Source organism: Caballeronia sp. 11_S32 (genome assembly GCF_056930355.1).
Genome location: NZ_JBXOWH010000003.1, coordinates 1,438,424 through 1,459,796, shown reverse-complemented (window position 1 = coordinate 1,459,796; position 21,373 = coordinate 1,438,424). Strand labels below are relative to the sequence as shown.

The 21,373-nt window shown below is 63.8% G+C and carries 24 protein-coding genes; 13 read left to right on the top strand and 11 right to left on the bottom strand.

The features are described 5' to 3' along the window. Window positions 1–2: 2 nt before the first annotated feature. From AC1Z32_RS18425 to AC1Z32_RS18415, 3 genes are all read right to left on the bottom strand, one after another. Window positions 3–1,055, bottom strand: coding sequence for a CorA family divalent cation transporter (locus AC1Z32_RS18425; protein WP_483479967.1), 1,053 nt, complete (start codon window positions 1,053–1,055; stop codon window positions 3–5). 87 nt (window positions 1,056–1,142) lie between these two features. After that, a complete protein-coding gene (locus tag AC1Z32_RS18420) occupies window positions 1,143–1,706 on the bottom strand; it encodes an antimicrobial peptide resistance and lipid A acylation PagP (RefSeq protein ID WP_483479966.1) in 564 nt (187 codons plus the stop codon). Window positions 1,707–1,773: 67 nt separating this feature from the next. Further along, the gene (locus tag AC1Z32_RS18415) at window positions 1,774–3,054 is read right to left on the bottom strand and encodes a lactonase family protein (protein WP_483479965.1); all 1,281 of its coding nucleotides are present in this window, start codon (window positions 3,052–3,054) and stop codon (window positions 1,774–1,776) included. Between the two features lie 237 nt (window positions 3,055–3,291). Between AC1Z32_RS18415 and AC1Z32_RS18410 the strand changes: the two genes are divergently transcribed. Beyond that, entirely contained in the window at window positions 3,292–3,444 is a 153-nt protein-coding gene (locus tag AC1Z32_RS18410; RefSeq protein WP_483479964.1) for a DUF3096 domain-containing protein, read from the top strand. 157 nt (window positions 3,445–3,601) lie between these two features. On the opposite strand, the gene AC1Z32_RS18405 is transcribed toward AC1Z32_RS18410, so the two are convergent. Together AC1Z32_RS18405 and AC1Z32_RS18400 are read right to left on the bottom strand one after the other, a co-directional pair. Continuing rightward, window positions 3,602–3,850, bottom strand: a complete 249-nt coding sequence (locus tag AC1Z32_RS18405) for a hypothetical protein (protein WP_483479963.1) — start codon at window positions 3,848–3,850, stop codon at window positions 3,602–3,604. Between the two features lie 219 nt (window positions 3,851–4,069). After that, a complete protein-coding gene (locus AC1Z32_RS18400; RefSeq protein ID WP_483479962.1) occupies window positions 4,070–4,252 on the bottom strand; it encodes a hypothetical protein in 183 nt (60 codons plus the stop codon). 111 nt (window positions 4,253–4,363) lie between these two features. Here AC1Z32_RS18400 and AC1Z32_RS18395 point away from each other — a divergent pair, with 111 nt between their 5' ends. Then, entirely contained in the window at window positions 4,364–6,238 is a 1,875-nt protein-coding gene (locus AC1Z32_RS18395) for a glycoside hydrolase family 15 protein (protein ID WP_483479961.1), read from the top strand. 350 nt (window positions 6,239–6,588) lie between these two features. Then, window positions 6,589–7,860 carry a polyhydroxyalkanoate depolymerase gene (locus tag AC1Z32_RS18390; protein ID WP_062602784.1) on the top strand — a complete coding sequence of 424 codons (1,272 nt, stop codon included), beginning with the start codon at window positions 6,589–6,591 and terminating at the stop codon, window positions 7,858–7,860. A gap of 105 nt (window positions 7,861–7,965) precedes the next feature. Here AC1Z32_RS18390 and AC1Z32_RS18385 read toward each other — a convergent pair whose 3' ends face one another. Next, entirely contained in the window at window positions 7,966–8,598 is a 633-nt protein-coding gene (locus AC1Z32_RS18385; protein WP_483481672.1) for a TetR/AcrR family transcriptional regulator, read from the bottom strand. Window positions 8,599–8,976: 378 nt separating this feature from the next. On the opposite strand from AC1Z32_RS18385, the gene rsxB reads away from it, so the two are divergent. The 3 genes from rsxB (at window position 8,977) to AC1Z32_RS18370 (ending at window position 11,007) form a co-directional block, all read left to right on the top strand. Beyond that, window positions 8,977–9,840 carry an electron transport complex subunit RsxB gene (gene rsxB, locus AC1Z32_RS18380; RefSeq protein ID WP_483479960.1) on the top strand — a complete coding sequence of 288 codons (864 nt, stop codon included), beginning with the start codon at window positions 8,977–8,979 and terminating at the stop codon, window positions 9,838–9,840. Window positions 9,841–9,857: 17 nt separating this feature from the next. After that, on the top strand, window positions 9,858–10,502 hold the full coding sequence (nth, locus tag AC1Z32_RS18375; protein WP_483479959.1) for an endonuclease III: 645 nt from the start codon (window positions 9,858–9,860) through the stop codon (window positions 10,500–10,502). A 73-nt stretch (window positions 10,503–10,575) separates the two neighbouring features. Beyond that, window positions 10,576–11,007 (top strand): DUF1841 family protein, encoded by a 432-nt coding sequence (locus AC1Z32_RS18370; RefSeq protein WP_483479958.1) that lies wholly within the window; start codon window positions 10,576–10,578, stop codon window positions 11,005–11,007. A gap of 92 nt (window positions 11,008–11,099) precedes the next feature. Here the strand turns inward: AC1Z32_RS18370 and AC1Z32_RS18365 are convergent, their stop codons facing one another. Beyond that, the gene (locus AC1Z32_RS18365; protein WP_483479957.1) at window positions 11,100–11,477 is read right to left on the bottom strand and encodes a c-type cytochrome; all 378 of its coding nucleotides are present in this window, start codon (window positions 11,475–11,477) and stop codon (window positions 11,100–11,102) included. A gap of 42 nt (window positions 11,478–11,519) precedes the next feature. Further along, on the bottom strand, window positions 11,520–11,885 hold the full coding sequence (locus AC1Z32_RS18360) for a c-type cytochrome (protein WP_061121774.1): 366 nt from the start codon (window positions 11,883–11,885) through the stop codon (window positions 11,520–11,522). A 397-nt stretch (window positions 11,886–12,282) separates the two neighbouring features. Here AC1Z32_RS18360 and AC1Z32_RS18355 point away from each other — a divergent pair, with 397 nt between their 5' ends. The 7 genes from AC1Z32_RS18355 to AC1Z32_RS18325 all read left to right on the top strand — a co-directional run bounded on the left by AC1Z32_RS18355 (window position 12,283) and on the right by AC1Z32_RS18325 (window position 18,272). After that, complete coding sequence (locus tag AC1Z32_RS18355) at window positions 12,283–13,125, top strand: AAA family ATPase (protein ID WP_483479956.1); 843 nt, start codon at window positions 12,283–12,285, stop codon at window positions 13,123–13,125. Window positions 13,126–13,128: 3 nt separating this feature from the next. Next, the gene (locus AC1Z32_RS18350) at window positions 13,129–13,719 is read left to right on the top strand and encodes a GNAT family N-acetyltransferase (RefSeq protein WP_483479955.1); all 591 of its coding nucleotides are present in this window, start codon (window positions 13,129–13,131) and stop codon (window positions 13,717–13,719) included. 25 nt (window positions 13,720–13,744) lie between these two features. Then, window positions 13,745–14,920: a vWA domain-containing protein gene (locus AC1Z32_RS18345; RefSeq protein WP_062602770.1), complete on the top strand. Its 1,176-nt coding sequence runs from the start codon at window positions 13,745–13,747 to the stop codon at window positions 14,918–14,920. 14 nt (window positions 14,921–14,934) lie between these two features. Continuing rightward, the gene (locus tag AC1Z32_RS18340; protein ID WP_483479954.1) at window positions 14,935–16,131 is read left to right on the top strand and encodes a benzoate/H(+) symporter BenE family transporter; all 1,197 of its coding nucleotides are present in this window, start codon (window positions 14,935–14,937) and stop codon (window positions 16,129–16,131) included. A gap of 42 nt (window positions 16,132–16,173) precedes the next feature. After that, window positions 16,174–16,452 (top strand): energy transducer TonB, encoded by a 279-nt coding sequence (locus AC1Z32_RS18335; RefSeq protein WP_483479953.1) that lies wholly within the window; start codon window positions 16,174–16,176, stop codon window positions 16,450–16,452. Between the two features lie 208 nt (window positions 16,453–16,660). After that, window positions 16,661–17,614, top strand: a complete 954-nt coding sequence (tal, locus tag AC1Z32_RS18330; RefSeq protein WP_483479952.1) for a transaldolase — start codon at window positions 16,661–16,663, stop codon at window positions 17,612–17,614. Window positions 17,615–17,843: 229 nt separating this feature from the next. Further along, on the top strand, window positions 17,844–18,272 hold the full coding sequence (locus AC1Z32_RS18325; protein WP_483479951.1) for a VOC family protein: 429 nt from the start codon (window positions 17,844–17,846) through the stop codon (window positions 18,270–18,272). 11 nt (window positions 18,273–18,283) lie between these two features. Here AC1Z32_RS18325 and AC1Z32_RS18320 read toward each other — a convergent pair whose 3' ends face one another. From AC1Z32_RS18320 to AC1Z32_RS18310, 3 genes are all read right to left on the bottom strand, one after another. After that, on the bottom strand, window positions 18,284–19,390 hold the full coding sequence (locus AC1Z32_RS18320) for an FUSC family protein (protein ID WP_483479950.1): 1,107 nt from the start codon (window positions 19,388–19,390) through the stop codon (window positions 18,284–18,286). A gap of 146 nt (window positions 19,391–19,536) precedes the next feature. After that, window positions 19,537–21,087: a monocarboxylate uptake permease MctP gene (gene mctP, locus AC1Z32_RS18315; protein ID WP_062602972.1), complete on the bottom strand. Its 1,551-nt coding sequence runs from the start codon at window positions 21,085–21,087 to the stop codon at window positions 19,537–19,539. Beyond that, entirely contained in the window at window positions 21,087–21,335 is a 249-nt protein-coding gene (locus AC1Z32_RS18310) for a DUF3311 domain-containing protein (protein ID WP_483479949.1), read from the bottom strand. The genes mctP and AC1Z32_RS18310 overlap by 1 nt, the downstream gene beginning before the upstream one ends. Between the last annotated feature and the right edge of the window lie 38 nt (window positions 21,336–21,373).

The following is a 21,373-nucleotide window of genomic DNA, read 5'->3' as shown; positions in this document are numbered from 1 at the left end:
CCTTACCAGAGCCGCAAACGGCGCAGGAGAAAGATCGTGATGGCGGCGCCGCACGCCATCACGCCAACCACGATCCAGAACGATTCCGGATCTTTCGTGCCCGGCAGCCCGGCCACATTCATGCCGAAGATGCCCGTCACGAGCGTGGCGGGCAACAGCAGCGCGGACATGATCGCGAGCCACAGCAGCTTGCGGTTGATGTCCTCCGAAAGCGCCGCCGCGATTTCATCCTGCAAAAGCTTCGCGCGCTCGTAGAGCCCTTCCAGGCCGCCGCCCAGGCCGTTCAACACCTGTATCGCCTGCGTCAGCGCCTCCATCGAGCGCGGCTCGGCCCATTCCAGCTTGCGCAGCACGAGTTGCGTCAGCGCGTTGCGCTCAGGATCGATGAAACGCCGCACTTCGACGATGCGCCGCCGCACGTCGCCCAGCACCGCGCGGCATTTGGAATGGCTGCCTTCGAGCACGTTCTCCTCGACATCGTCGAGACAGTCGCCGATTTCGTCGATGCGGTCCGCGAAGGTATCGTTCAGCGCGCGGATGAGGCCCGCGAAGAGATCGACGGTATCGCGGAAGGTCGCGCCTTCCAGCACTGCGTGACGCAGCCGGTCAGTCGATTCGAGCGGCCGCGCGCGCACCGTGACCATGCGATGCCTGTCGACGTAGAAGCGCAGCGCGCCGGTCGCGCGGTTCGCCTCGCGCGCGCCGGGCGCGGCGGCATCCGGCGTCTTCGCGACGAGCTCCAGATCCGCGACGACGCCGTACATGAAGTTCGAGCCGATATGCACGCGCGGACGCTTGTCCTCGCCGTTCAGGAACTCGCGCGCGACATCGGGCATCGACGTGACGCCTTCGAGCCAGCCTTCGACGGTGTCGTCGTTCGCGGACAGATGCAGCCACGTCGGCCCTTCCCCCGCGATGGATTCGCGCGCTTCGTCCCACGAGAGCCGCAGCGCTTCGCCGCCCTTGAAGCTGAAGGCGCTGATGAATCCCGGCGGCGCCGGTTCGCTGCGCCTCGCCGGGCGCTCCCTCGCGTCGAATGTGTGAGTGGTGTTCAACTTGCGTTCCCTGCCATTGCCTTTCAGTTTCCTCAGTACACCTTTCAGTCGCGCGCACGCGGAAAAGTGGACACCGGAGGCATCCTACTAGAATTCATAGCGGCCCCAGAAAAACGCGACATCGCCCTTGTTGATGCCCGGTATGCGCGGGATGAACGTCGCCATGATCGATGCGCGCTGATAACGCAGCGAGCCGATCGGCAGAGCGAGCGGCAGCGGCAGATAGTGTGCGATGTCGCTGCGCGCGGTGAAACCCGCGAAGAAGCCGCCGCCGACCGACAGACCGCCCAGCACCGGATTCGTGTACCACTGCCGCGCGTAGCCCGCGATCGGCTGGATGTTCTTGTGGGAGTCGAGAAAGGCGAACGCGAACAGGATGTCCTGATTGCCGTTCGCGTCGGTCCAGTGCTTGCCCGCGCCGCCGCCCCATGAATTGGCGTTGAGGTGGTCCGGGTCGTCGTAGCCATTGATATGCCAGCCATAGCCCGTCAGGTACAGATCCCAGGTGCCGTCGTGCCAGACGCGCATCACGCGCTCGCACGCCGACGACATCCAGTCACGCTTGTAGTCGCATTCCTTGTCGCTCGCATGGACCGCGAGCGGCGCGCACAACATCGAAACAGTGACCGCCTTGACCAGGATTTTTTTCATCTTCGTCGGACCGCGTGTCGCTGGGTGGAGCGCGGCGCGTCGGCCGCCTCCGAACCTAGCTAGTCTGTCACGAAGGCGATACGAACTTGAAATCGACCGGCGAGCCGATCGACAGCCGCTTCGGATCGGACGCGAGCTCGCCCGTTTGCGGATCGCGGCGGAAGAAGTACGCGCTGTCGCTCTCCTGATTGCCGACGATGAGCCAGCGCCCGGTCGGATCGATCGCGAATTCGCGCGGCGTCTTGCCGAGCGTCGGATAGCGCTTGATGAGCTTCAGATGGCCGTTCTTCGGATCGACCGAGAACGCGACGAGCTCGTTCGCGTCGCCGCGGTTGGTGGCGTAGAGGAAGCGTCCGTCCGGCGACAGATGGATCGCGCCGCCGCCGATCTTGCCTCTGAAACCCGGCGCGATCATCGACGCGGCCTGGACCTGCGTGAGGTTGCCGTCGCGGTAATCGAACACGAGCACCGATGCATTCAGCTCCGTCGTCAGATAGGCGTGCCGGCCGCTTTCATCGAAGATCAGATGGCGCGGACCGGAGCCGGGCTTGATCGGCGTGTAGCGCGCTTCGGTCGGACCGAACAGGCCGCGGCTCGATGCCGACGGATCGGGCGTGTAGCGGTAGCCGTACACCTTGTCGACGCCGAGATCCTGCGCGAAAAGGTATTTGCCGTCCGGCGAGAACACGGTCGAGTGGACGTGCGAATTGTCCTGCCGCCCCTTCACCGGCCCGCCGCCCTCGTGATGCACGGTCAGCACCGACGTACCGACGTGGCCGTCGGCGGTGAGCGGAAAGACCGCGAAGCTGCCGCCGGGATTGGACGCGACCGAGTAATTGGCGGTGAGGAGATACTTGCCGTCAGGTGAGATCGCGAGATAGCACGGATCGTTGCCGTCCGACGAAACGCGATTGAGGAAGCTCAACTGGCCGCTCGCGCGGTCGAAGCGAAAGGCGCTTACGCCGCCGCGCTGCGTCGCCGGGCCGTTGTCGCCGGGCAATTCGTTCACGGCGTACACGTAATTCCGGTCGCGGCTCACGGCGAGATATGAAGGATTTACCGTCTGCGCCGACGCGATGCGCGACAGCTCGCCGCTGCCGGTATCGAATCGATATACATAGATGCCTTCACTCTTGCCGCCGCCCGTATAGGTGCCGATGAGCAGATCGTAGACCTCGCCACTCGACGCGTTCAGCGGCGCCGCGCCGCTCGCAGCGCCAGGCGTGGCGGGCGTGGCAGCCGTCTGAGCGAAGGCCTGCGCCGCCGCCAGCGAAAGCATCAGCGCGACGCCCTTCGCCCAGGCGATCGGCCGCGCATGCGGCAGGCGCGCGTCTTGCAAGGCAGACATGAGCGTATTCGCGCCGCGGGGATGGCTCGGGTGCATGAAACCTCCTCATCGTCTCTTTGCTGCTTGTTATGGGGCGACGCGCGCGTGCGCCGGCATCGCAAGGCCCGTGACGTGCGGGAGCAAGTTCCGCTCCAAAAGACGTGAGCGCCCTCGCAACCGATGGCGGCTCGCAGTCAAGATACACCACGCACGCCAGGCCGGCCGACACGATTCGAACCAACAACAGGAGTTGCCGCGATGACTATCCACCTCGCCCTTGGTCCGCTGGTCTCCCTGATCGCCGGAGTGCTCATTCTCATCATGCCGCGGCTGTTGAATTTCATCGTCGCGATCTATCTGATCGTGATCGGGCTGATCGGCCTGTTCGGCATGGGATCGACGCATTTCTAGCGTGTCCGCGGCTGACCGTGTGACGCCGATTCGCGGCGGCGGTTCCGCGGCTGCGCGCGCACGTGCGAACGCACACGCACGGGTTGACCCGCGCGCGTGCGCAAAGTGTCACGAAAGAAGAACACCCGGACAGGCCGCGCCGGGCTTGCGCGTCCTGTCAGCCGTTTGCGAGCTGATCGAGACGCAGGCGTCCCTGCAACGACAGCGCACCGACCGAAACGCCCGCGGTGCCGAAGCTATAGCGGCTGAAGCAGCCGCGCTCGGTGAGAAAGGCCGCGGCGGTTTCCATCGCGTTGCGCGACAGGCCGAGGTGCTTGTGATCGAGCGCGAGCAGCGCTTCGGCGTCGGAGACGCGGCTCGCGGCGGATAGAACGGCGATGCAATCGGCTTTCGACGGATAGAGCATGGGATTCCGTTCCTCGAAAACGCTACGTTAGGGACCGGTCGATGAAGCCGGCGAGACCGGTTCGGCGCACGACGATTTGCGGATCAGCTGCACGGCCCGTATGGATGGGATCGGTGAGGGCCATGTTTGAAAGACGCGCGAAAGGCGGGAGAGTTTCAGTGCCGGATGCAAGGAACGGGAAGCGGCGTCTGCACCTTTCGCGAAACTGCATTCTAAACATCAGTCGAATGTTTGATCAACGGCGTAATCGGCGCTTCGTTCGCGTTTTTCCGCCAAGCGGGGGCGGCATGCCGCCGCATCGGGTGTTGCGCGCCGTGATCGCGGCGGCCCGGTTTTCTGCTTGCTGCGAACGATTGCGGCAGAATGCGGCCAGAAGGCATGCAAGGCGTGCTTGTCGCTCATCGACGACGCCGCGTTTCGCCCGGGGCCCGCCGCACCTGCGCCCCGAATCCTTCGCTCAACCCGCGGCGCGCCGCGCTTCGTCCCGCGCCGCCAGCAGGAAGATGTTTGCTTATGCCAGCACTGATCGAAGATTATGCGATGGTCGGCGACGGCCATACCGCCGCCCTCATCTCCCGCAACGGCTCCGTCGACTGGCTCTGTTGGCCGCGCTTCGACTCCGGCGCCTGCTTTGCCGCCTTGCTCGGCACGCCCGAGCACGGCCGCTGGCTCATCGCACCCGAGATGCCGGACGGCGAATCGCCCGTCATCAGCCGCCGCTATCGCGAGGACACGCTCGTCCTCGAAACGGATTTCGAAACGCCGGAAGGCGCGGTGACGCTCGTCGACTTCATGCCGCTGCGCAACGGCCATTCGGAGCTCGTGCGCATCGTGATCGGACGGCGCGGCACCGTGCGCATGAAAATGGAACTCGTGCTGCGCTTCGATTACGGCTCCGCCGTGCCCTGGGTCAGCCGTCTGCCCGACGACAGCGGCATCCGCGCGATCGCAGGACCGGATCTCGCCGTCCTGCGCACGCCGGTCGATCTCGTCGGCGAGAACATGCATACGACTGCCTGCTTCGATATCAAGGCGGGCGAGCGCGTGCCCTTCTCGCTGTGTTATTCGCAATCGCATCTGCGCCTGCCGCACGCGTCCGATCCGCATACCCAGCTCGCGCGCACTGAGAATCACTGGCGCGAATGGTCCGGCCAAAGCGAGCTCAACGGCCGATGGGCGAGCGCGATCCGCCGTTCGCTCATCACGCTTAAGGCGCTCGCCTATGAACCGACGGGCGGCATCGTCGCGGCGCCGACGACCTCCCTTCCCGAGCAGCTGGGCGGCACGCGCAACTGGGACTATCGCTACTGCTGGCTGCGCGACGCGACCATCACCCTGCTCGCGATGATGCGCGGCGGCTACTACGACGAAGCCCGCGCGTGGCGGGCGTGGCTGGGGCGTGTGATGGCGGGCTCGCCGTCGCAGATTCAGATCATGTACGGCATTGCCGGCGAGCGCCGCCTGCCCGAATGGGAGATTCCCTGGCTGCCGGGCTACGAGGGCGCGTCGCCGGTGCGCATCGGCAACGGCGCGGTCGATCAGTTGCAGCTCGACGTCTACGGCGAAGTGATGAACGCGCTGCATCTCGCGCGCGTCGGCGGCCTTCAGAGCGACGAAACCGCCTGGTCGATCCAGTGCGCGATGCTCCAGCATCTCGACACCATCTGGGAACAACCCGACGAAGGCATCTGGGAAGTGCGTGGCGGACGCCAACACTTTACGTTCTCGAAGGTCATGGCGTGGGTCGCCTATGACCGCGCGATCAAATCATCGGAGAAGTTCGATCTCCCCGGACCGATCGACCACTGGCGCGAAATGCGCGCGCGCATCCGCGCCGAGGTGCTGAAGAAAAGCTGGAACCCCGCACTGAACTCCTTCACGCAGGCATACGGCAGCGACGCGCTCGATGCAAGCCTGCTGCTGATCCCGTTGCTCGGATTTTTGCCGCCAAAAGATCCGCGAGTGACCGGAACCGTACATGCGATCGAGACCAAATTGACGCACGATGGTCTGGTGAAGCGCTATCACACCGCCGAAGTCGCGGATGGACTGCCGCCCGGGGAAGGCACGTTTCTGGCTTGTAGCTTCTGGCTGGTCGACAACCTGGCATTACAGGGCCGGATCGACGAAGCGCACCAGATGTTCGAGCGCCTCGTCGGTCTAGCTAACGATGTCGGGTTGCTGGCCGAGGAGTACGACACGGTGGCGAAGCGCATGGTCGGGAATTTTCCGCAGGCGTTCACCCACGTGGCGCTCGTGCATACCGGGATGAACCTGATGCGTCACGAAGAGGAAATGGCAAAGGCGACAGGCCAGCCGTCCGGCTCTGAAAACCACGACGAGGCGGAAGCGCAAGCCGAGTTCGATGCTGCATCAGGAAAATCTTAAACGTTTGTTTTAGTTGGCGAAATGAGTGCTTTACCGGTAATATTGCTGCAATGCACAATACGTAACATGTCGGAATCTGTTGTTTTCAGGCCGGCAATTTCAACCGATTGTTGAATTGAACGTTTAATGCGCGGAAAATCTTGCCTCGACTCAAGCTTCGTTTGCCTAAGTCGATAACGCGCAGGTGGCAACACGGAAAGGCATTGAAGCATCGCAGGAAAGACAGTGCCCCGGCTGCGTGGCGACAGCCCGCCGCGCAGCCGGGGATCATCGAATGCCGTTGAAGCTCGTCGCCGGTTGTGCCGGCATCAACGGGCGTACCGGTTTCCACCGGAGTTACTGGGGCAACCATGCTCTATCAAATTCACGAATTTCAGCGAGCCATGCTGTCTCCCCTGACAGCATGGGCCGAGGCCGCTTCGAAGTCGTTCGTCAACCCGGCCAGTCCCCTCGCCTACATTCCCGGCTCGAGCCGTTTCGCCGCCGGTTACGAACTGCTCTACCGGCTCGGCAAGGACTACGAGAAGCCGGAGTTCGAACTGCATCAGATCGTCAAGGACGGCCACAACATTCCGATCGTCGAGCAGACGGTGGTCGAGAAGCCGTTCTGCCGCCTGTTGCGCTTCAAGCGCTTCGCCGACGACAGCGCCACCGTCACCAAGCTCAAGAACGAGCCGATCGTGCTCGTGTGCGCGCCGCTCTCCGGCCATCACTCCACGCTGCTGCGCGACACCGTGCGCACGCTCCTGCAGGACCACAAGGTGTACATCACCGACTGGATCGATGCACGCATGGTGCCGACCGAGAACGGTCCGTTCCATCTGGACGATTACGTCGAGTACATCCAGGAGTTCATCCGCCATATCGGCGCGAAGGATCTGCACGTCATTTCCGTGTGTCAGCCTACCGTGCCGGTGCTTGCCGCCATTTCGCTGATGGCGAGCCGCGGCGAAGACACGCCGCGCACCATGACGATGATGGGCGGCCCGATCGACGCGCGCCGCAGCCCCACGTCGGTCAACTCGCTCGCGAACGAGCACTCCTACGAGTGGTTCGAGAACAACGTCATCTACACGGTGCCGGCCAACTATCCCGGCGTCGGCCGCAAGGTGTATCCGGGCTTCCTGCAGCATGCGGGCTTCGTCGCGATGAACCCGGAGCGCCATCTCACGGCCCATTGGGACTTCTATCAAAATCTGCTGCGCGGCGACGATGACGACGCCGAGCAACACCGCCGTTTCTACGACGAATACAACGCCGTGCTCGACATGGCCGCCGAGTATTACCTCGAGACGATCCGCATCGTGTTCCAGGAGTTCCGGCTCGCGGAAGGCACGTGGGAAGTCAACGACGAGCTCGTGCGTCCGCAGGACATCAAGCACACCGCGCTCTTCACGATCGAAGGCGAGCTCGACGACATCTCCGGCAGCGGTCAGACGCGCGCCGCGCATGACCTGTGCACCGGCATCCCGGCGAAGCACAAGCGGCACTTCACGGCGGAAAAGGCCGGCCACTACGGCATCTTCTCCGGACGCCGCTGGCGCACGATGGTGTATCCGCAATTGCGCGAGTTCATCCTCGAGCACGACAAGACGCCGAAGACCGAAGCGGTGCCGGCCTAAGCGCGAACGCGCCGGGACCGATTCCATCGCATCGACAAAAACGTCGCGCCTTGCAAAAGGCGCGACGTTTTTCTTTTCGGACGGCGCGTGCGCGAAAGCGCTGGATCAGCGGCGCGTCAGATAAGCCAGCAGCAGCTCGGTATTCATCCGCACGATCTGGTCGCGCTGCGCCTGGTCGCTGAAATCGAGGCCCATGGTCGCTTCCAGCGTGAAGCGGTTCGAGACGATGTAATAGCCGAGCCCCGACAGCGTGATATAGAACTTGAGCGGATCGACATCGGTGCGAAACAATCCGGCTTTTTGACCACGGTCGAGAATGGCCGTGAGCGTCGCCACGATGGGCGAAATGAGCTCGCGTATTCGATTCGATCCTTTGATATATCTCGCCTCGTGCAAGTTTTCGTTATTGATGAGGCGCAGCAGTTCCGGGTGATCGCGATAATAATCCCAGACGAAATGCGCGAGACGTGTCATCGCCTCGATAGGCGCGATCCCGTCGAGTTCGAGCGTACGCTCGGCATCGACGAGCGCGGAAAGCGCGTGTTCGAGCACGGCGGTAAAAAGCTGCTCCTTGCTACCGAAGTAGTAATAGAGCATGCGTTCATTGGTCTCCGCCCGGCGGGCGATCTGATCGACGCGCGCACCGAATAGCCCGCCGGCAGCGAACTCTTCTGCGGCGGCAAGCAAAATACGGCGCCGGGTGCCTTCAGGATCTCTTTTGATTTTCGGCTGATTCATGGTGGCATGACTCGGGAGCCGCGTTGCCGGATTAGCGTCACGCGGCCCGCATTGGGGTACATGACGTGAACGGGCGCTGCCCAGGGTTATTGGGAAACACCGTCCTGCGGTCAAACGGAAAAGCGCTTCGATTATGCGCACATCGAAGAACATTGGCAATTAGGATTGGAAGGCATCCGTCACGGCCTCCTGCAACTTCGGCGATAATGTCAATCAAAATGGAGCGTGCGCCCGGAATGCGGGACGTGCGCCGTACAGGCAGCGTGCCGTCGTCGTGGACGCCGAAGCGTTTTCATCGCGTGCAGCGCGTTGCGCGTGATCACAGCGACGCATTCGCCCACGCTGCGCCAGTCCCCCCAGGCATCATCGCAATTCCTCGTGACCGCAACCGTTTCCAAGACGCTCGCTGAGCGCATCGAAGATCTGCTGCCGCAGACGCAATGCACCAAGTGCGGCTATCCCGCCTGCCGGCCCTACGCCGACGCAATCGCCGCGGGCGAGGCCAACTACAACCAGTGCCCGCCCGGCGGAGCCGAAGGCGTCGCGCGCCTCGCCGCGCTGCTCGGCAAGCCGGTGATCCCGCTCGACGTCACCCACGGCGAAGAGCGGCCGCGGCCTCTCGCCGTGATCGATGAGAACGTGTGCATCGGCTGCACGCTTTGCATGCAGGCGTGTCCGGTCGATGCGATCGTCGGGGCGGCGAAGCAGATGCATACGGTCATCGCCGAACTGTGCACGGGCTGCGATCTGTGCGTGCCGCCCTGCCCGGTCGACTGCATCGCGATGGTGCCCGTGACCGGCGAGCGCACTGGCTGGGACGCATGGAGCCAGGAAGACGCCAATGCGGCGCGCGCGCGGCACGACCGGCGCACGGCGCGTCTCGAGCGCGAGCGCGCGGCGGCCGAGGCACGGGCGAGCGCGCGTCAGGCATCGCGCGCGGCGCAGGCGCAAGAGCCGCAGGAAGCGCAGAAAGCCGAAGACAAGCAACCCCAGGCGCAGGCGGCGCCGGCCGCGGCCGACGATCCGGAAGCGAAGAAACGCGCGATCATTCAGGCCGCGCTCGAACGCGCGCGCAAGAAAAAGGAAGAGATGGCGCAGCTCGGCGCCGGCCCGAAAAACACGGAGCACGTGAGCGCCGCGGTGCAGGCGCAGATCGACGCCGCCGAGGAGCGCCGCCGCCGTCTCGGGCTGAACGACGACGAAAACGCGTCCCGCCCCGACGATGGCGACAAACCCGCGTAGCGCGCGGACATCGGACCATGAACGCAAAAAAACGACACGCCATCTACGAGACGCTGCAAAGCCTGAATCCGCATCCGACGACCGAGCTCGAGTACACGACTCCGTTCGAACTGCTGATCGCCGTGATGCTCTCCGCGCAGGCCACCGACGTTTCCGTCAACAAGGCGATGCGCAAGATGTTCCCCGTCGCGAATACCCCGGCGGCGGTGCTCGCGCTCGGCGAAGAAGGCGTGTCGGAGTACATCCGCACGATCGGGCTCTATCGCACGAAGGCGAAGAACGTGATCGCGACGTGCCGCATTCTCATCGATCAATACGGCGGCGAAGTGCCCGACAAGCGCGAGGCGCTGGAGGCGCTGCCGGGCGTGGGCCGCAAGACCGCGAACGTCATTCTGAACACGGCGTTCGGGCAGCCGACGATCGCCGTCGATACGCACATCTTCCGCGTCGCCAATCGCACGGGGCTTGCGCCCGGCAAGGACGTGCGCGCGGTCGAAACCGCGCTCGAGAAGTTCACGCCGAAGGAGTTCCTGCACGACGCGCATCACTGGCTGATTCTGCACGGCCGCTACGTCTGCAAGGCGCGCGTGCCCGAGTGCTGGCATTGCGCGATCGAACCGCTCTGCGAATATCGGCCGAAGACGCCCGCGCCGGTCGAGTGAGCCGTTTCGGCAGAACTGGCGCGCCGCGGTTTACAATGACGGGCTGAGAAACCCGCAATCGAATCAATATCTTATGTTCAACCCCAGTCGCGACGAAGTTCGCCAGTTCTTCACCGAAACCTGGCGCAAGGAGCGCGCCGGCGAGATTCTGACGCCGCTCGAAAGCATGGCCGCCGACTGGATCGGCGAGCATCCCGAGTATCACGACGCGCTCGCGAACCCCGACGCGCGCGAAGCCGATTACTCGCCCGATCGCGGCCAGACGAACCCGTTCCTGCATCTGTCGATGCATCTCGCGATCAGCGAGCAACTCTCGATCGATCAGCCGCCGGGCATCCGCCGCGCGCACGACAAACTCGTCGCGCGCCTCGGCTCGCCGCACGACGCGCAGCACGCGATCATGGACTGCCTCGGTCAGGTGATCTGGGAAGCGCAGCGCTCGGGCACGCCGCCCGACACCGACGCCTATCTCGCGCTGATCGAACGCCGCGCATCGCGCGACTAGGCATCCGCGAGAACGCCGGCGCAACGCGCGCTCAAACGAAACACCCCGCTCGAAGCGGGGTGTTTCGTTTTCAGAGCGAATCCGACGCGGACTTACTTCTTCAGCACGAGGCTGCCGTCGAGCGATTCGATATACGCCGCGATGTCCTTCAGGTCGCCCAGCGACAGGTTCTGCACCTGCGCCGCCATGATGGCGTTGTTGCGGCCGAAGTTCGGATTGTTGCCGCCGATCTGATATTGGCGCAGCGCCCAGTAGATGTAGCTCGCATGCTGACCCGCGAGCCGCGGATACTCGCCGCTCACCGGCTTGTTCAGGCCGGGGCCGTGGCAGGCCGCGCAGTTGTGGCTTTCGGAGAGCGCGCGGCCGTTGCTCACGTCCGCCGCGTGCGCGCTGCCGACCGTCATGCCGATGAGCGCCGCTGCCGCGCATGCTGCCTTGAAGCTTGTGTGAAGTGCCTTGGACGGCTTCATGAATTCTCCTACCCGTTGTCGCTTTGCGTTGTCACGCGCGGATCACTTGTCGGGATTGTTCTTCGATTGGGGAGTCTGCGCGGCGTAGTACGCGGCGATATCGGCGATGTCCTGATCCGACAGCGTCGTCGCGATGGCGCGCATCGTGTCGAAATGGCGGTCGCCCTTCTTGTAGGCGTGCAGCGCATTGGCGATGTACTGCGCGTTCTGGCCACCCAGCATAGGCACCTCGTAAACCTCGGGGTACGCGGTGCGATAGCCGGGGATGCCGTGGCAGCCGATACACATCGCGACCTTGCCCTCTGCGGCCTTCGCGTTGCCGACGACGTCGGCCGACGCCTGGGTCGCGAAGCCGGCGAGACCCGACAGCGCTGCAATCACGGCACATTTGCCGACGAAATTGTTCATAGCTCTTCTAACCTGGCTTGAGGGGAAATCCGGCGCTCCAAAGGCCGCGGCCCGCGCCGAGCGCATTACAAGCTTCTCGGGACTGTTTGCTGCAACAGGGTTTATCGCCACGCAGGCCAAAAAAATCGCGCTAATTGTACCGCGCGACCTACCCTCCGTCCACACGCGAACCGCGCCGAAGCCTTGCTGGCAAGGGGAATCGGCTGAAAAGCAGCCGTTTCGACTGCGACAATTCGTCCCTGTACAAGCGATGAGCCCGCCTGCGCGCTCGCTCCAAACGCGGTCGGCGCGCTGCCACACCCCGCCGATGAAGCGGCTCAAACGATACCCGGCGGCCCTCAATGCCGAAAGGTCTTCTGACTTATACTGGGATTTTTTTGCCAACCGGATCTTCGTCATGCGTTTCGAAGGCTCATCGCAATACGTCGCAACCGACGATCTCAAGCTCGCGGTCAACGCCGCGATGACGCTGCAACGGCCGTTGCTCATCAAGGGCGAACCCGGCACGGGCAAGACCATGCTCGCGGAGGAAGTCGCGGGGGCGCTCGGCATGCCGCTTCTGCAATGGCACATCAAGTCGACGACCAAGGCCCAGCAAGGACTCTACGAATACGACGCGGTCTCGCGCCTGCGCGATTCGCAGCTCGGCGACGAGCGCGTGAAGGACATCCGCAATTACATCGTGAAGGGCGTGCTGTGGCAGGCGTTCGAATCGGACCAGCAGAGCGTGCTGCTGATCGACGAGATCGACAAGGCGGACATCGAATTTCCGAACGACCTGCTGCGCGAGCTCGACCGCATGGAGTTCTACGTCTACGAGACGCGCGAACTCGTGAAAGCGAAGCATCGGCCGCTCGTCATCATCACGTCGAACAACGAGAAGGAGTTGCCCGACGCGTTCCTGCGCCGCTGCTTCTTCCACTACATCAAGTTCCCCGACGCCGAGACGATGAAGGCGATCGTCGAAGTGCACTTCCCCAACATCAAGCAGGACCTGCTCGCCGCGGCGATGCAAAGCTTCTTCGAATTGCGCGGCGTGTCGGGCCTGAAGAAGAAGCCGTCGACATCCGAATTGCTCGACTGGCTCAAGCTGCTGCTCGCGGAAGACATTCCGCCCGAGGCGCTGCGCTCGTCGGATCAGAAGCAGATCGTGCCGCCGCTGCATGGCGCGCTTCTGAAGAACGAGCAGGACGTCGCGCTGTTCGAGCGGCTGCTCTTCATGAACCGCAACCATCGTTAAGCAATGAGCCGCTGGATCGAACCCATCACGCTGGAAGGCGAGCACGTCCGGCTCGTGCCGCTCACGGCCGAGCACGAACAGGCGCTCACGGCCGCCGCGAGCGACGGCGAATTGTGGAAGCTCTGGTACACCTTCGTGCCCTCGCCCGACAAGACGCGCACTTATATCGACGCCGCGCTCGACATGCGCGACCGCCTGGGCGCGCATCCGTTCGCGGTGATCGATGCGAAGACCGGCGACATCGTCGGTTCGACGCGCTATTTCAATGTCGATGAAGCGAATCGGCGGCTGGAGATCGGCCATACGTGGTATGCCAGACGCGTGCAGAAGACCGCGCTCAACACCGAAGCCAAGCTGCTGCTGCTCACGCACGCGTTCGAAAAACTCGACGCCATCGCCGTCGAGTTCCGGACGCATTTCATGAACCACGCGTCGCGCACGGCGATCGCGCGGCTCGGCGCGAAGCAGGATGGGATTCTGCGCAATCACCAGGTCGGGAAGGATGGCGTGTTGCGCGACACCGTCGTGTTTTCGATCATCCAGTCGGAATGGCCGGCGGTGCGCGCCAATCTTAAATACCGGCTCGACCGCTGACACTCATCGCGATGGAGAGCGCGCCATGCTGATCGACTTCTTCTACTCGCTGCGCGATGCGAAGCTGCCCGTCTCGGTGAAGGAATACCTCACCCTGCTCGAAGCATTGAAGGCGCAGGTGATTTCTCCATCGCTCGACGAGTTCTACTTCCTCGCGCGCATGACGCTCGTGAAGGACGAGAAGTACTTCGACAAGTTCGATCGTGCGTTCGGCGCGTATTTCCACGGCGTGACGCAACTGCCCGACGAAGCCTTCGACATTCCGCTCGACTGGCTCAAGAAGCGGCTGGATCGCGAGTTCACGGCGGAGGAAAAGAAGCGCATCGAGGCGCTCGGCGGTCTCGACAAGCTGATGGAGCGCCTTAAAGAGCTGATGGACGAGCAGAAGGAACGTCACGAAGGCGGCAACAAGTGGATAGGCACGGGCGGCACGTCGCCGTTCGGGCACGGCGGGTATAACCCGGAAGGCATCCGCATCGGCGGGGAATCGTCGGGCAATCGCACGGCAGTGAAAGTATGGGACGAGCGTGCGTATAAGGATTACGACGATCAGGTCGAAATCGGCACGCGCAACATCAAGGTCGCGCTGCGGCGTCTGCGCCGCTTCGCGCGCGAAGGCGCGGCAGAAGAGCTCGATCTGCCCGACACGATCCGCAGCACCGCCGCCAACGCGGGCTGGCTCGATCTCAAGATGGTCCCCGAGCGTCACAACAACGTGAAGGTGCTGATGCTGCTCGATGTCGGCGGCTCGATGGACGATCACATCAAGCGCGTCGAGGAGCTTTTCTCCGCGGCGAAGGCCGAGTTCAAGCATCTCGAGTTCTACTACTTCCACAATTGCGTGTACGACTATCTGTGGAAGAACAACCGCCGCCGTCACACGGAGCGCACGCCGACCTTCGACGTGCTGCACAAGTTCACGCCCGATTACAAGCTGATCTTCGTCGGCGACGCGACCATGAGCCCTTACGAAGTGCTTCAGCCGGGCGGCTCCGTCGAATACAACAACGCCGAGGCGGGCGCCGTGTGGCTGCGCCGTCTCGCGGATCAGTTCCCGCATCACGCGTGGCTCAATCCCGAGCCCGAGCGCCTGTGGGAATACCGGCAGTCGATCTCCGCGATCCGCAATGTCCTCGGCAATCGCATGTACCCGCTCACCATGGCCGGCCTCGAAGCCGCGATGCGAGCACTATCCAAGTAACGACAAGAGCACGCATGAAAGCCTCTTCCCCGGCGCCCGTCGCGCTGCGCCCCTTCTTTGACTCGTCCGTTTCCACCATCGTCGCCGGTTTTGTCGCGATGATGACCGGCTACACCAGTTCGCTCGTGCTGATGTTTCAGGCGGGCCAGGCCGCGCATCTGTCCGACGCGCAGATTTCGTCGTGGATCTGGGCGCTTTCGATGGGCATGGCGGTCTGCACGATCGGCCTGTCGCTGCGCTATCGCGCGCCGATCGTCGTCGCGTGGTCGACGCCCGGCGCGGCGCTGCTCGTCTCGTCGCTGCCGAACGTGGCATACGCCGATGCGATCGGCGCGTTCATCGTCTGCGCGGTGCTGCTGACCGCCGTAGGTCTCACCGGCTGGTTCGACACGCTGATGAAGCGCATTCCGTCGGGCATCGCCGCCGCGTTGCTCGCGGGCATCCTGTTCGAGATCGGCATCGAGATTTTCCGCGCGGCCGAACATCGGACGGCGCTCGTCATCGTCATGTTCTTCACCTATCTCGCGGGCAAGCGCTTCATGCCGCGTTACGCGATTCCGGCGACGCTCGCCGCGGGCATCGCGGTGGCGGGCGGGCTCGGGCTGCTCGACTTCTCGCGCTTTCACGTCGCGCTCGCGCATCCGGTGTTCACGATGCCCGCGTTCTCGCTCGCCGCGGCCATCAGCATCGGCATTCCGCTTTTCGTCGTCGCGATGGCCTCGCAGAACGTGCCCGGCTTAGCCGTCCTGCGCGCCGACGGCTACACGACGCCCTCCGCCCCGCTCATCTCGACGACCGGCATCGCGTCGCTCGTGCTCGCGCCGTTCGGCTCGCACGGCATGAACCTCGCGGCCATCACCGCTGCGATCTGCACCGGCCGCGAAGCGCACGAGAACCGCGACAAGCGCTACACGGCGGCCGTCTGGTGCGGCGTCTTCTATCTGATCGCGGGCACCTTCGGCGCGACCATCGCCGCGCTGTTCGCCGCCTTTCCGAAGGAACTCGTCGTCTCCGTGGCGGCGCTCGCGCTCTTCGGCTCGATCATGAGCGGTCTCGCCAACGCGATGCACGACGCACGCCAGCGCGAGCCCGCGCTCGTCACATTCATGGTGACGGCTTCGGGCCTCACGCTCCTGTCGATCGGCTCCGCGTTCTGGGGGCTGATCGCGGGAATCGCGACGCATCTCGTGCTCAACGCCAGACGCGGCTGACGCGGCCTACAATGGCGGAATCGGCCCCGATTTTTCGAGCCGATGTTTCCGCAACTGATTTCTCGCCGTTCCGTCATGGCTTTGATCGACAAACTGCTGGAGCGCTCCGCGCCGCCCGGCCCCCGCAAACGCAAGACCATCGTGCGCGTGCTGCTCGACGACGCCGGGCACGTCCAGGACGTCGTCCCGAAAATGAGCTGCGGCGACCCGGCGAAAGACGCGCACGCGCTCGACGAGGTGCGCAAGATGCGCTTCGCGCGCGGGCAGCTGGGTTCGGGCACGGTGCGCCGCTGGCACGAACTGGCCTACGCGGTGGATTGAACGCGTGGTCCCGCGCCGGGTCGAAATCGGGCTCGCCGCGCGCGGGCGCGCATGGCATCAGCGCGTTCGCCCCGCTCGGGACTAGAATGAGGGAATGAGATTCAGGGGCGCGCCGCGCGAACGAAGTCGCCGTGCGGCGTTGCATTCAGGGGCAATCCGCGGGTTGGTTACCGCAATTTGACAAGGCGCAACGCGTCTGAGACTCGACATGACATCCGCTCTCGACCAGCTCAAGCAATACACGACCGTCGTCGCCGACACGGGCGACTTCCAGCAATTCATCCAGTTCAAGCCGCAGGACGCGACCACGAATCCGTCGCTGATCCTGAAGGCCGTCCAAAAGGACGACTACAAGCCGCTGCTCGAAAAGACCGTCAAGGAGCACGCGAAGAAGCCGATGCCGCAGATCATCGACAATCTGCTCGTCGCATTCGGCACCGAGATTCTGAAGATCATTCCGGGGCGCGTGTCCACCGAAGTCGACGCGCGGCTCTCGTTCGACACCAAGGCGTCGATCGACAAGGCGCACGACATCATCAAGCTGTATGAGAACGCGGGCATCAGCCGGGATCGCGTGCTGATCAAGCTCGCGTCGACGTGGGAAGGTATCCGTGCCGCCGAGCAGCTGCAGAAGGAAGGCATCCACTGCAACATGACACTGCTCTTTTCGCTGCCGCAGGCGGTCGCATGCGCCGAGGCGGGCGCGCAGCTGATCTCGCCGTTCGTCGGCCGCATCTACGACTGGTACAAGAAGGCCGCCGGCGCGGAATGGGACGAAGTGAAAAACGGCGGCGCGAACGATCCCGGCGTGCAGTCGGTGCGTCGCATCTACACGTACTACAAGAAGTTCGGCTACAAGACCGAGGTCATGGGCGCGAGCTTCCGCACGGTGAGCCAGATCACCGAGCTCGCCGGCTGCGACCTGCTGACGATCAGCCCCGATCTTCTGAAGAAGCTGGCCGACAGCAATGACAAGGTCGAACGCAAGCTTTCGCCGGATACGGTGAAGAACGAGAACGTGGAAAAGATCGCTGTCGACGAGCCGACGTTCCGCTTCCTCGTCAATGACGACGCGATGGCGACCGAAAAGCTCGCGGAAGGCATCCGCGCCTTCGCCGCCGACGCGATCAAGCTCGAAAAGCTGATCACCGCGCTCAAGTAAGCTCGCTTTCGCCCTGACGACGCGTCGAGTTGAACGCCGCGTCGGATGGCCCGAAAGTCGGCGCAAAGACCGCGAATCGAACCAGCCTGACTGGTTCGATTCGCGGTCTTTTTCATTGCAGTTTCTCTTGACCTAATTTGACTTTTTCTGAGTGGACGCGGCGTTCCGTTGCAATAGACTTCGGGGTTTCGGCGGCATGTCCGCTTCACACGCACGGAGTCGTTCGGTCATGCAACTTGATACCTATCTCTTTTTCAACGGCGATTGCGCAGCCGCGCTCGAGCTTTATCAGGCGGCGTTTGGCGCACAGATCGCCGCGCTCGTCCGCTTCCGCGATGCGCCGGAAGGCGGCAATGCACCGCCCGACTGGCAAGACAAGATCATGCACGCGGTATTTCACGTGGGCCCGAACGCCATTCTGGTGTCGGACGGCCGCTACGGTCAGCCGCGCAAGGACTACGCGGGCTTCACGCTGTCGATTGCCGCGGACGACGCGCCATCCGGCGAGCGCATCTTCAACATGCTGGCCGAAGGCGGCAGCGTGCTCACGCCGTGGCAATCCACTTTCTGGACGCAGGGCTTCGGCATGCTGACGGATCGCTTCGGCGTGCCGTGGCTCATCAACGTGGTGCACGAAGGCGAACTTCAGTCAGCCTGAGCCTCGTCGCATCAAGCATTGAGCGGCCGCGCGCCTTCGATATTCCACTGCCGCTCGATTTCGGACAAACGCAGCCGCAAGCCGTCCACCTGCTCGGCGAAGCGCATCGCGAGCCAGTGCATGCCCTGCATCGTCTCGTTCTTCTCATCCTCGCCGCTTGCGGGCGGCTGCGCGGCAATATCCACCGCGCGGTACAGCAGGCCTACGCGCCCGAAGCGCAATGCACGCGCCATGTGCAGCAGTTGCAGGCGTATGGCGTATTCGCGCGGCGAGCACGCAATCGCGAAGCGGGTCTGTGCCGCGCCCGTGACTTCCGGCATCGACATGATCAGCAGTTCGAGCGCCGCAAGAACGGAGCGGTGCAGGCGCTGGATTTCCTCGAGGCGCGCGATCGGCACGTCGGTTTCCTTCGCGACCGATTCCATCAGCGCGCGCGATTGCACGAGCCGCTGGCTCATCGCGTAGAAGCGCCGCGCGGTTTGCTCGGCCACGAGCGGTGTGCCGTCGAGCAACGCGCCGTAGAGCCTCGCGCACTCGCGAAGATTGTCCGCGAGCCGGTAGCGCCACGAATACGTCGCGTATTGCGGCAGCACGAACGAGAACGCGAGCGCGATCACCACGCCGATCAGCACGTTGGCCGTGCGCCACAAGCCGGTGCTGAGCGGCAGGTCGCCGTGCCCGGAGACGATGACCATCGTGATCGCCGTGAGCAGCGCGACATAGCCCGCCTTGCCGATCGCGTAATAGGCGCAGCCGCCCGCGATCACGCACATCAGGACGAAGAACAGCATCAGCGAGCCGGTGACGTTTTGCGTGAGGATCAGGACGAGCCCGAACAGCGCGCCGAGCATCGTGCCGATCGCGCGCTCGGCCGCTTTCTTGCGGATGTTGCCGTAGTGCTGCAGCCCGCCGACCACGACGAGCACCGACACCGACGCCCACACGCCGTGCGGCACGTCGATGCCCGTGGTGACGGCAATCGACATCGCCATTGCGAGACCGACGCGCACGCCGTGAATCAGGTTCGCGTGCCGGTAGCGGAAGTAAGGCGATGCGATCCAGTGAAGGACGCGCGAGAGACGGCTGCGCCTTGATGGCGTCGATGTCGGAGAAAGCATGGTTCGCTCGCGTCGATGAACACAGGCCGTCGAAAGGCTGCCGGAAAAGACAACGCCCGCAACGGCCAGCGGCTGTTACGGGCGTTTTACCAGCTTTTCGCGAATCGCGTCGAACGGACGTCCGACGCGCGCCGCATGCTGCCGGATCAGCTTTCCACGATATCCAGATAATCTTCCGGACGCGTGCGGTCCTCGGAGCGCTTGAGGCCCAGCACACGCACGAGCACGCTCACGACGATCGAGACGATCAGGTTCGCGATCAGCGCCCACACGGCCGCGTAGCCCGGCACGGTATAGCCGAAGAGATGCAGCGGATAGATCGAGCCCTTCAGTTGCAGCGACACGGCCATCCACGTGCCCACGCCGATGCCCGTCGCCCAGCCGATCAGCAGGCCGCGGTGATCGAGCACGCGCGTATAGAGACCGAGCACGAGCGCGGGCAGCGTCTGGATGATCCAGATGCCGCCGAGCAGTTGCAGCTGGATCGCGTACGTCAGCGGCAGCGCGAGAATGAACACGACCGCGCCCACCTTCACGATCAGCGACACGAGCTTGGCGACGTTGGTTTCCTGCTCCGGCGTCATCGACGTGTTCACGAACTCGCGATGCACGTTGCGCGTGTACAGGTTCGCCGCCGCGATCGACATGATCGCCGCCGGCACCAGCGCGCCGATGCCGATCGCCGCGAACGCCACGCCGACGAACCACGACGGGAAGTAGTGCAGGAACAGCGCCGGCACCGCGAAGTTCGCGCCGTAGGCCTTGAAGTACGACGCGTACTCCGGCATGTCCTTCACGCCCGATGCGAGCGCCATGTAGCCGAGCAGCGCGAGCAGGCCGAGCACGAGCGAGTACGCCGGCAGGAGCGACATGTTGCGGCGGATCGTGTTGCCCGAGTTCGACGAGAGAATCGCCGTGACCGAGTGCGGATACAGGAAGAGCGCGAGGGCCGAGCCGACCGCGAGCGTCGCGTACGCGCTGTAGCCGTTGAGGCTCGCCGCATCAGGCGCCTTCAGCAGCAGCTTCTCGGGCGGCACGGTGCTGAAGATATGGCCGAAGCCGCCGAGCTGCGCCGGAATCACGATCATCGCGGCGATGATCGTGATGTAGATCAGCACGTCCTTCACCACGGCGATCATCGCGGGGGCGCGCAGACCCGACGTGTACGTGTACGCGGCGAGAATCGCGAACGCGATGATGAGCGGCAGATCGCCCATGAAGCCCTGCGTCGAGAAGCCGAGCGCGCCGATCACCACTTCGATGCCGACGAGCTGCAGCGCGATGTACGGCATTGTCGCGACGATACCCGTCAGCGCGACGGCGAGCGCGAGCATGCGGCTGTTGTAGCGCGCGTGCACGAAGTCGGCGGCGGTCACATAGCCGTGACGCTTCGCGATGCTCCAGAGCTTCGGGAACACGACGAACGCGAACGGATAGATGAGGATGGTGTACGGCAGCGCGAAGAAGCCGGTTGCGCCCGCGCCGAACACGAGCGCCGGCACCGCGACGAACGTGTAGGCGGTGTAGAGGTCGCCGCCGAGCAGGAACCACGTGACGATGGTGCCGAAGCGGCGGCCGCCCAGACCCCATTCGTCGAGCTGGGCGAGATCGCCCTTGCGCCAGTGCGCGGCGATGAAGCCGAGAATCGTGACGCCGACGAAGAAGAGAACGAAGACGAAGGTTGCGGTGGTGTTCATCATCGCGCACCTCCGTTCTTACGTCCCGAGGGCAGCGCCTTGGTCTTCATATAGACGACGGCCGTGATGATCGCGCTGATCAGCACCCACAGAAGCTGATACCAGTAGAAATACGGAAAGCCCCACAGAACGGGCTCGATCTTGTTGTAAAACGGCACCCATACCACACCGATCCAGGGAAGGATCAGAAGCCAAAGCCAATGCTTGTTGCGCGGTTGTCCGGTGCCGGTCGCAGCTTCGTGAGCCATGAACGGTCTCCTCTTTGTTTTGATTCGCGTCGTTGATG

What these genes read in the sequence shown, in the direction of transcription:
- nth (WP_483479959.1), top strand. Translation starts at nt 9,858, where the DNA reads ATGAACGCAAAAAAACGACACGCCATCTACGAGACGCTGCAAAGCCTG.
- tal (WP_483479952.1), top strand. Translation starts at nt 16,661, where the DNA reads ATGACATCCGCTCTCGACCAGCTCAAGCAATACACGACCGTCGTCGCC.
- AC1Z32_RS18350 (WP_483479955.1), top strand. Translation starts at nt 13,129, where the DNA reads ATGAGCCGCTGGATCGAACCCATCACGCTGGAAGGCGAGCACGTCCGG.
- AC1Z32_RS18310 (WP_483479949.1), bottom strand. Translation starts at nt 21,335, where the DNA reads ATGGCTCACGAAGCTGCGACCGGCACCGGACAACCGCGCAACAAGCAT.
- AC1Z32_RS18335 (WP_483479953.1), top strand. Translation starts at nt 16,174, where the DNA reads ATGTTTCCGCAACTGATTTCTCGCCGTTCCGTCATGGCTTTGATCGAC.
- mctP (WP_062602972.1), bottom strand. Translation starts at nt 21,087, where the DNA reads ATGAACACCACCGCAACCTTCGTCTTCGTTCTCTTCTTCGTCGGCGTC.
- AC1Z32_RS18320 (WP_483479950.1), bottom strand. Translation starts at nt 19,390, where the DNA reads ATGCTTTCTCCGACATCGACGCCATCAAGGCGCAGCCGTCTCTCGCGC.
- AC1Z32_RS18410 (WP_483479964.1), top strand. Translation starts at nt 3,292, where the DNA reads ATGACTATCCACCTCGCCCTTGGTCCGCTGGTCTCCCTGATCGCCGGA.
- AC1Z32_RS18365 (WP_483479957.1), bottom strand. Translation starts at nt 11,477, where the DNA reads ATGAAGCCGTCCAAGGCACTTCACACAAGCTTCAAGGCAGCATGCGCG.
- AC1Z32_RS18415 (WP_483479965.1), bottom strand. Translation starts at nt 3,054, where the DNA reads ATGTCTGCCTTGCAAGACGCGCGCCTGCCGCATGCGCGGCCGATCGCC.
- AC1Z32_RS18395 (WP_483479961.1), top strand. Translation starts at nt 4,364, where the DNA reads ATGCCAGCACTGATCGAAGATTATGCGATGGTCGGCGACGGCCATACC.
- AC1Z32_RS18385 (WP_483481672.1), bottom strand. Translation starts at nt 8,598, where the DNA reads ATGAATCAGCCGAAAATCAAAAGAGATCCTGAAGGCACCCGGCGCCGT.
- AC1Z32_RS18400 (WP_483479962.1), bottom strand. Translation starts at nt 4,252, where the DNA reads ATGAGCGACAAGCACGCCTTGCATGCCTTCTGGCCGCATTCTGCCGCA.
- AC1Z32_RS18390 (WP_062602784.1), top strand. Translation starts at nt 6,589, where the DNA reads ATGCTCTATCAAATTCACGAATTTCAGCGAGCCATGCTGTCTCCCCTG.
- AC1Z32_RS18370 (WP_483479958.1), top strand. Translation starts at nt 10,576, where the DNA reads ATGTTCAACCCCAGTCGCGACGAAGTTCGCCAGTTCTTCACCGAAACC.
- AC1Z32_RS18405 (WP_483479963.1), bottom strand. Translation starts at nt 3,850, where the DNA reads ATGCTCTATCCGTCGAAAGCCGATTGCATCGCCGTTCTATCCGCCGCG.
- AC1Z32_RS18325 (WP_483479951.1), top strand. Translation starts at nt 17,844, where the DNA reads ATGCAACTTGATACCTATCTCTTTTTCAACGGCGATTGCGCAGCCGCG.
- AC1Z32_RS18355 (WP_483479956.1), top strand. Translation starts at nt 12,283, where the DNA reads ATGCGTTTCGAAGGCTCATCGCAATACGTCGCAACCGACGATCTCAAG.
- AC1Z32_RS18345 (WP_062602770.1), top strand. Translation starts at nt 13,745, where the DNA reads ATGCTGATCGACTTCTTCTACTCGCTGCGCGATGCGAAGCTGCCCGTC.
- AC1Z32_RS18360 (WP_061121774.1), bottom strand. Translation starts at nt 11,885, where the DNA reads ATGAACAATTTCGTCGGCAAATGTGCCGTGATTGCAGCGCTGTCGGGT.
- AC1Z32_RS18340 (WP_483479954.1), top strand. Translation starts at nt 14,935, where the DNA reads ATGAAAGCCTCTTCCCCGGCGCCCGTCGCGCTGCGCCCCTTCTTTGAC.
- AC1Z32_RS18420 (WP_483479966.1), bottom strand. Translation starts at nt 1,706, where the DNA reads ATGAAAAAAATCCTGGTCAAGGCGGTCACTGTTTCGATGTTGTGCGCG.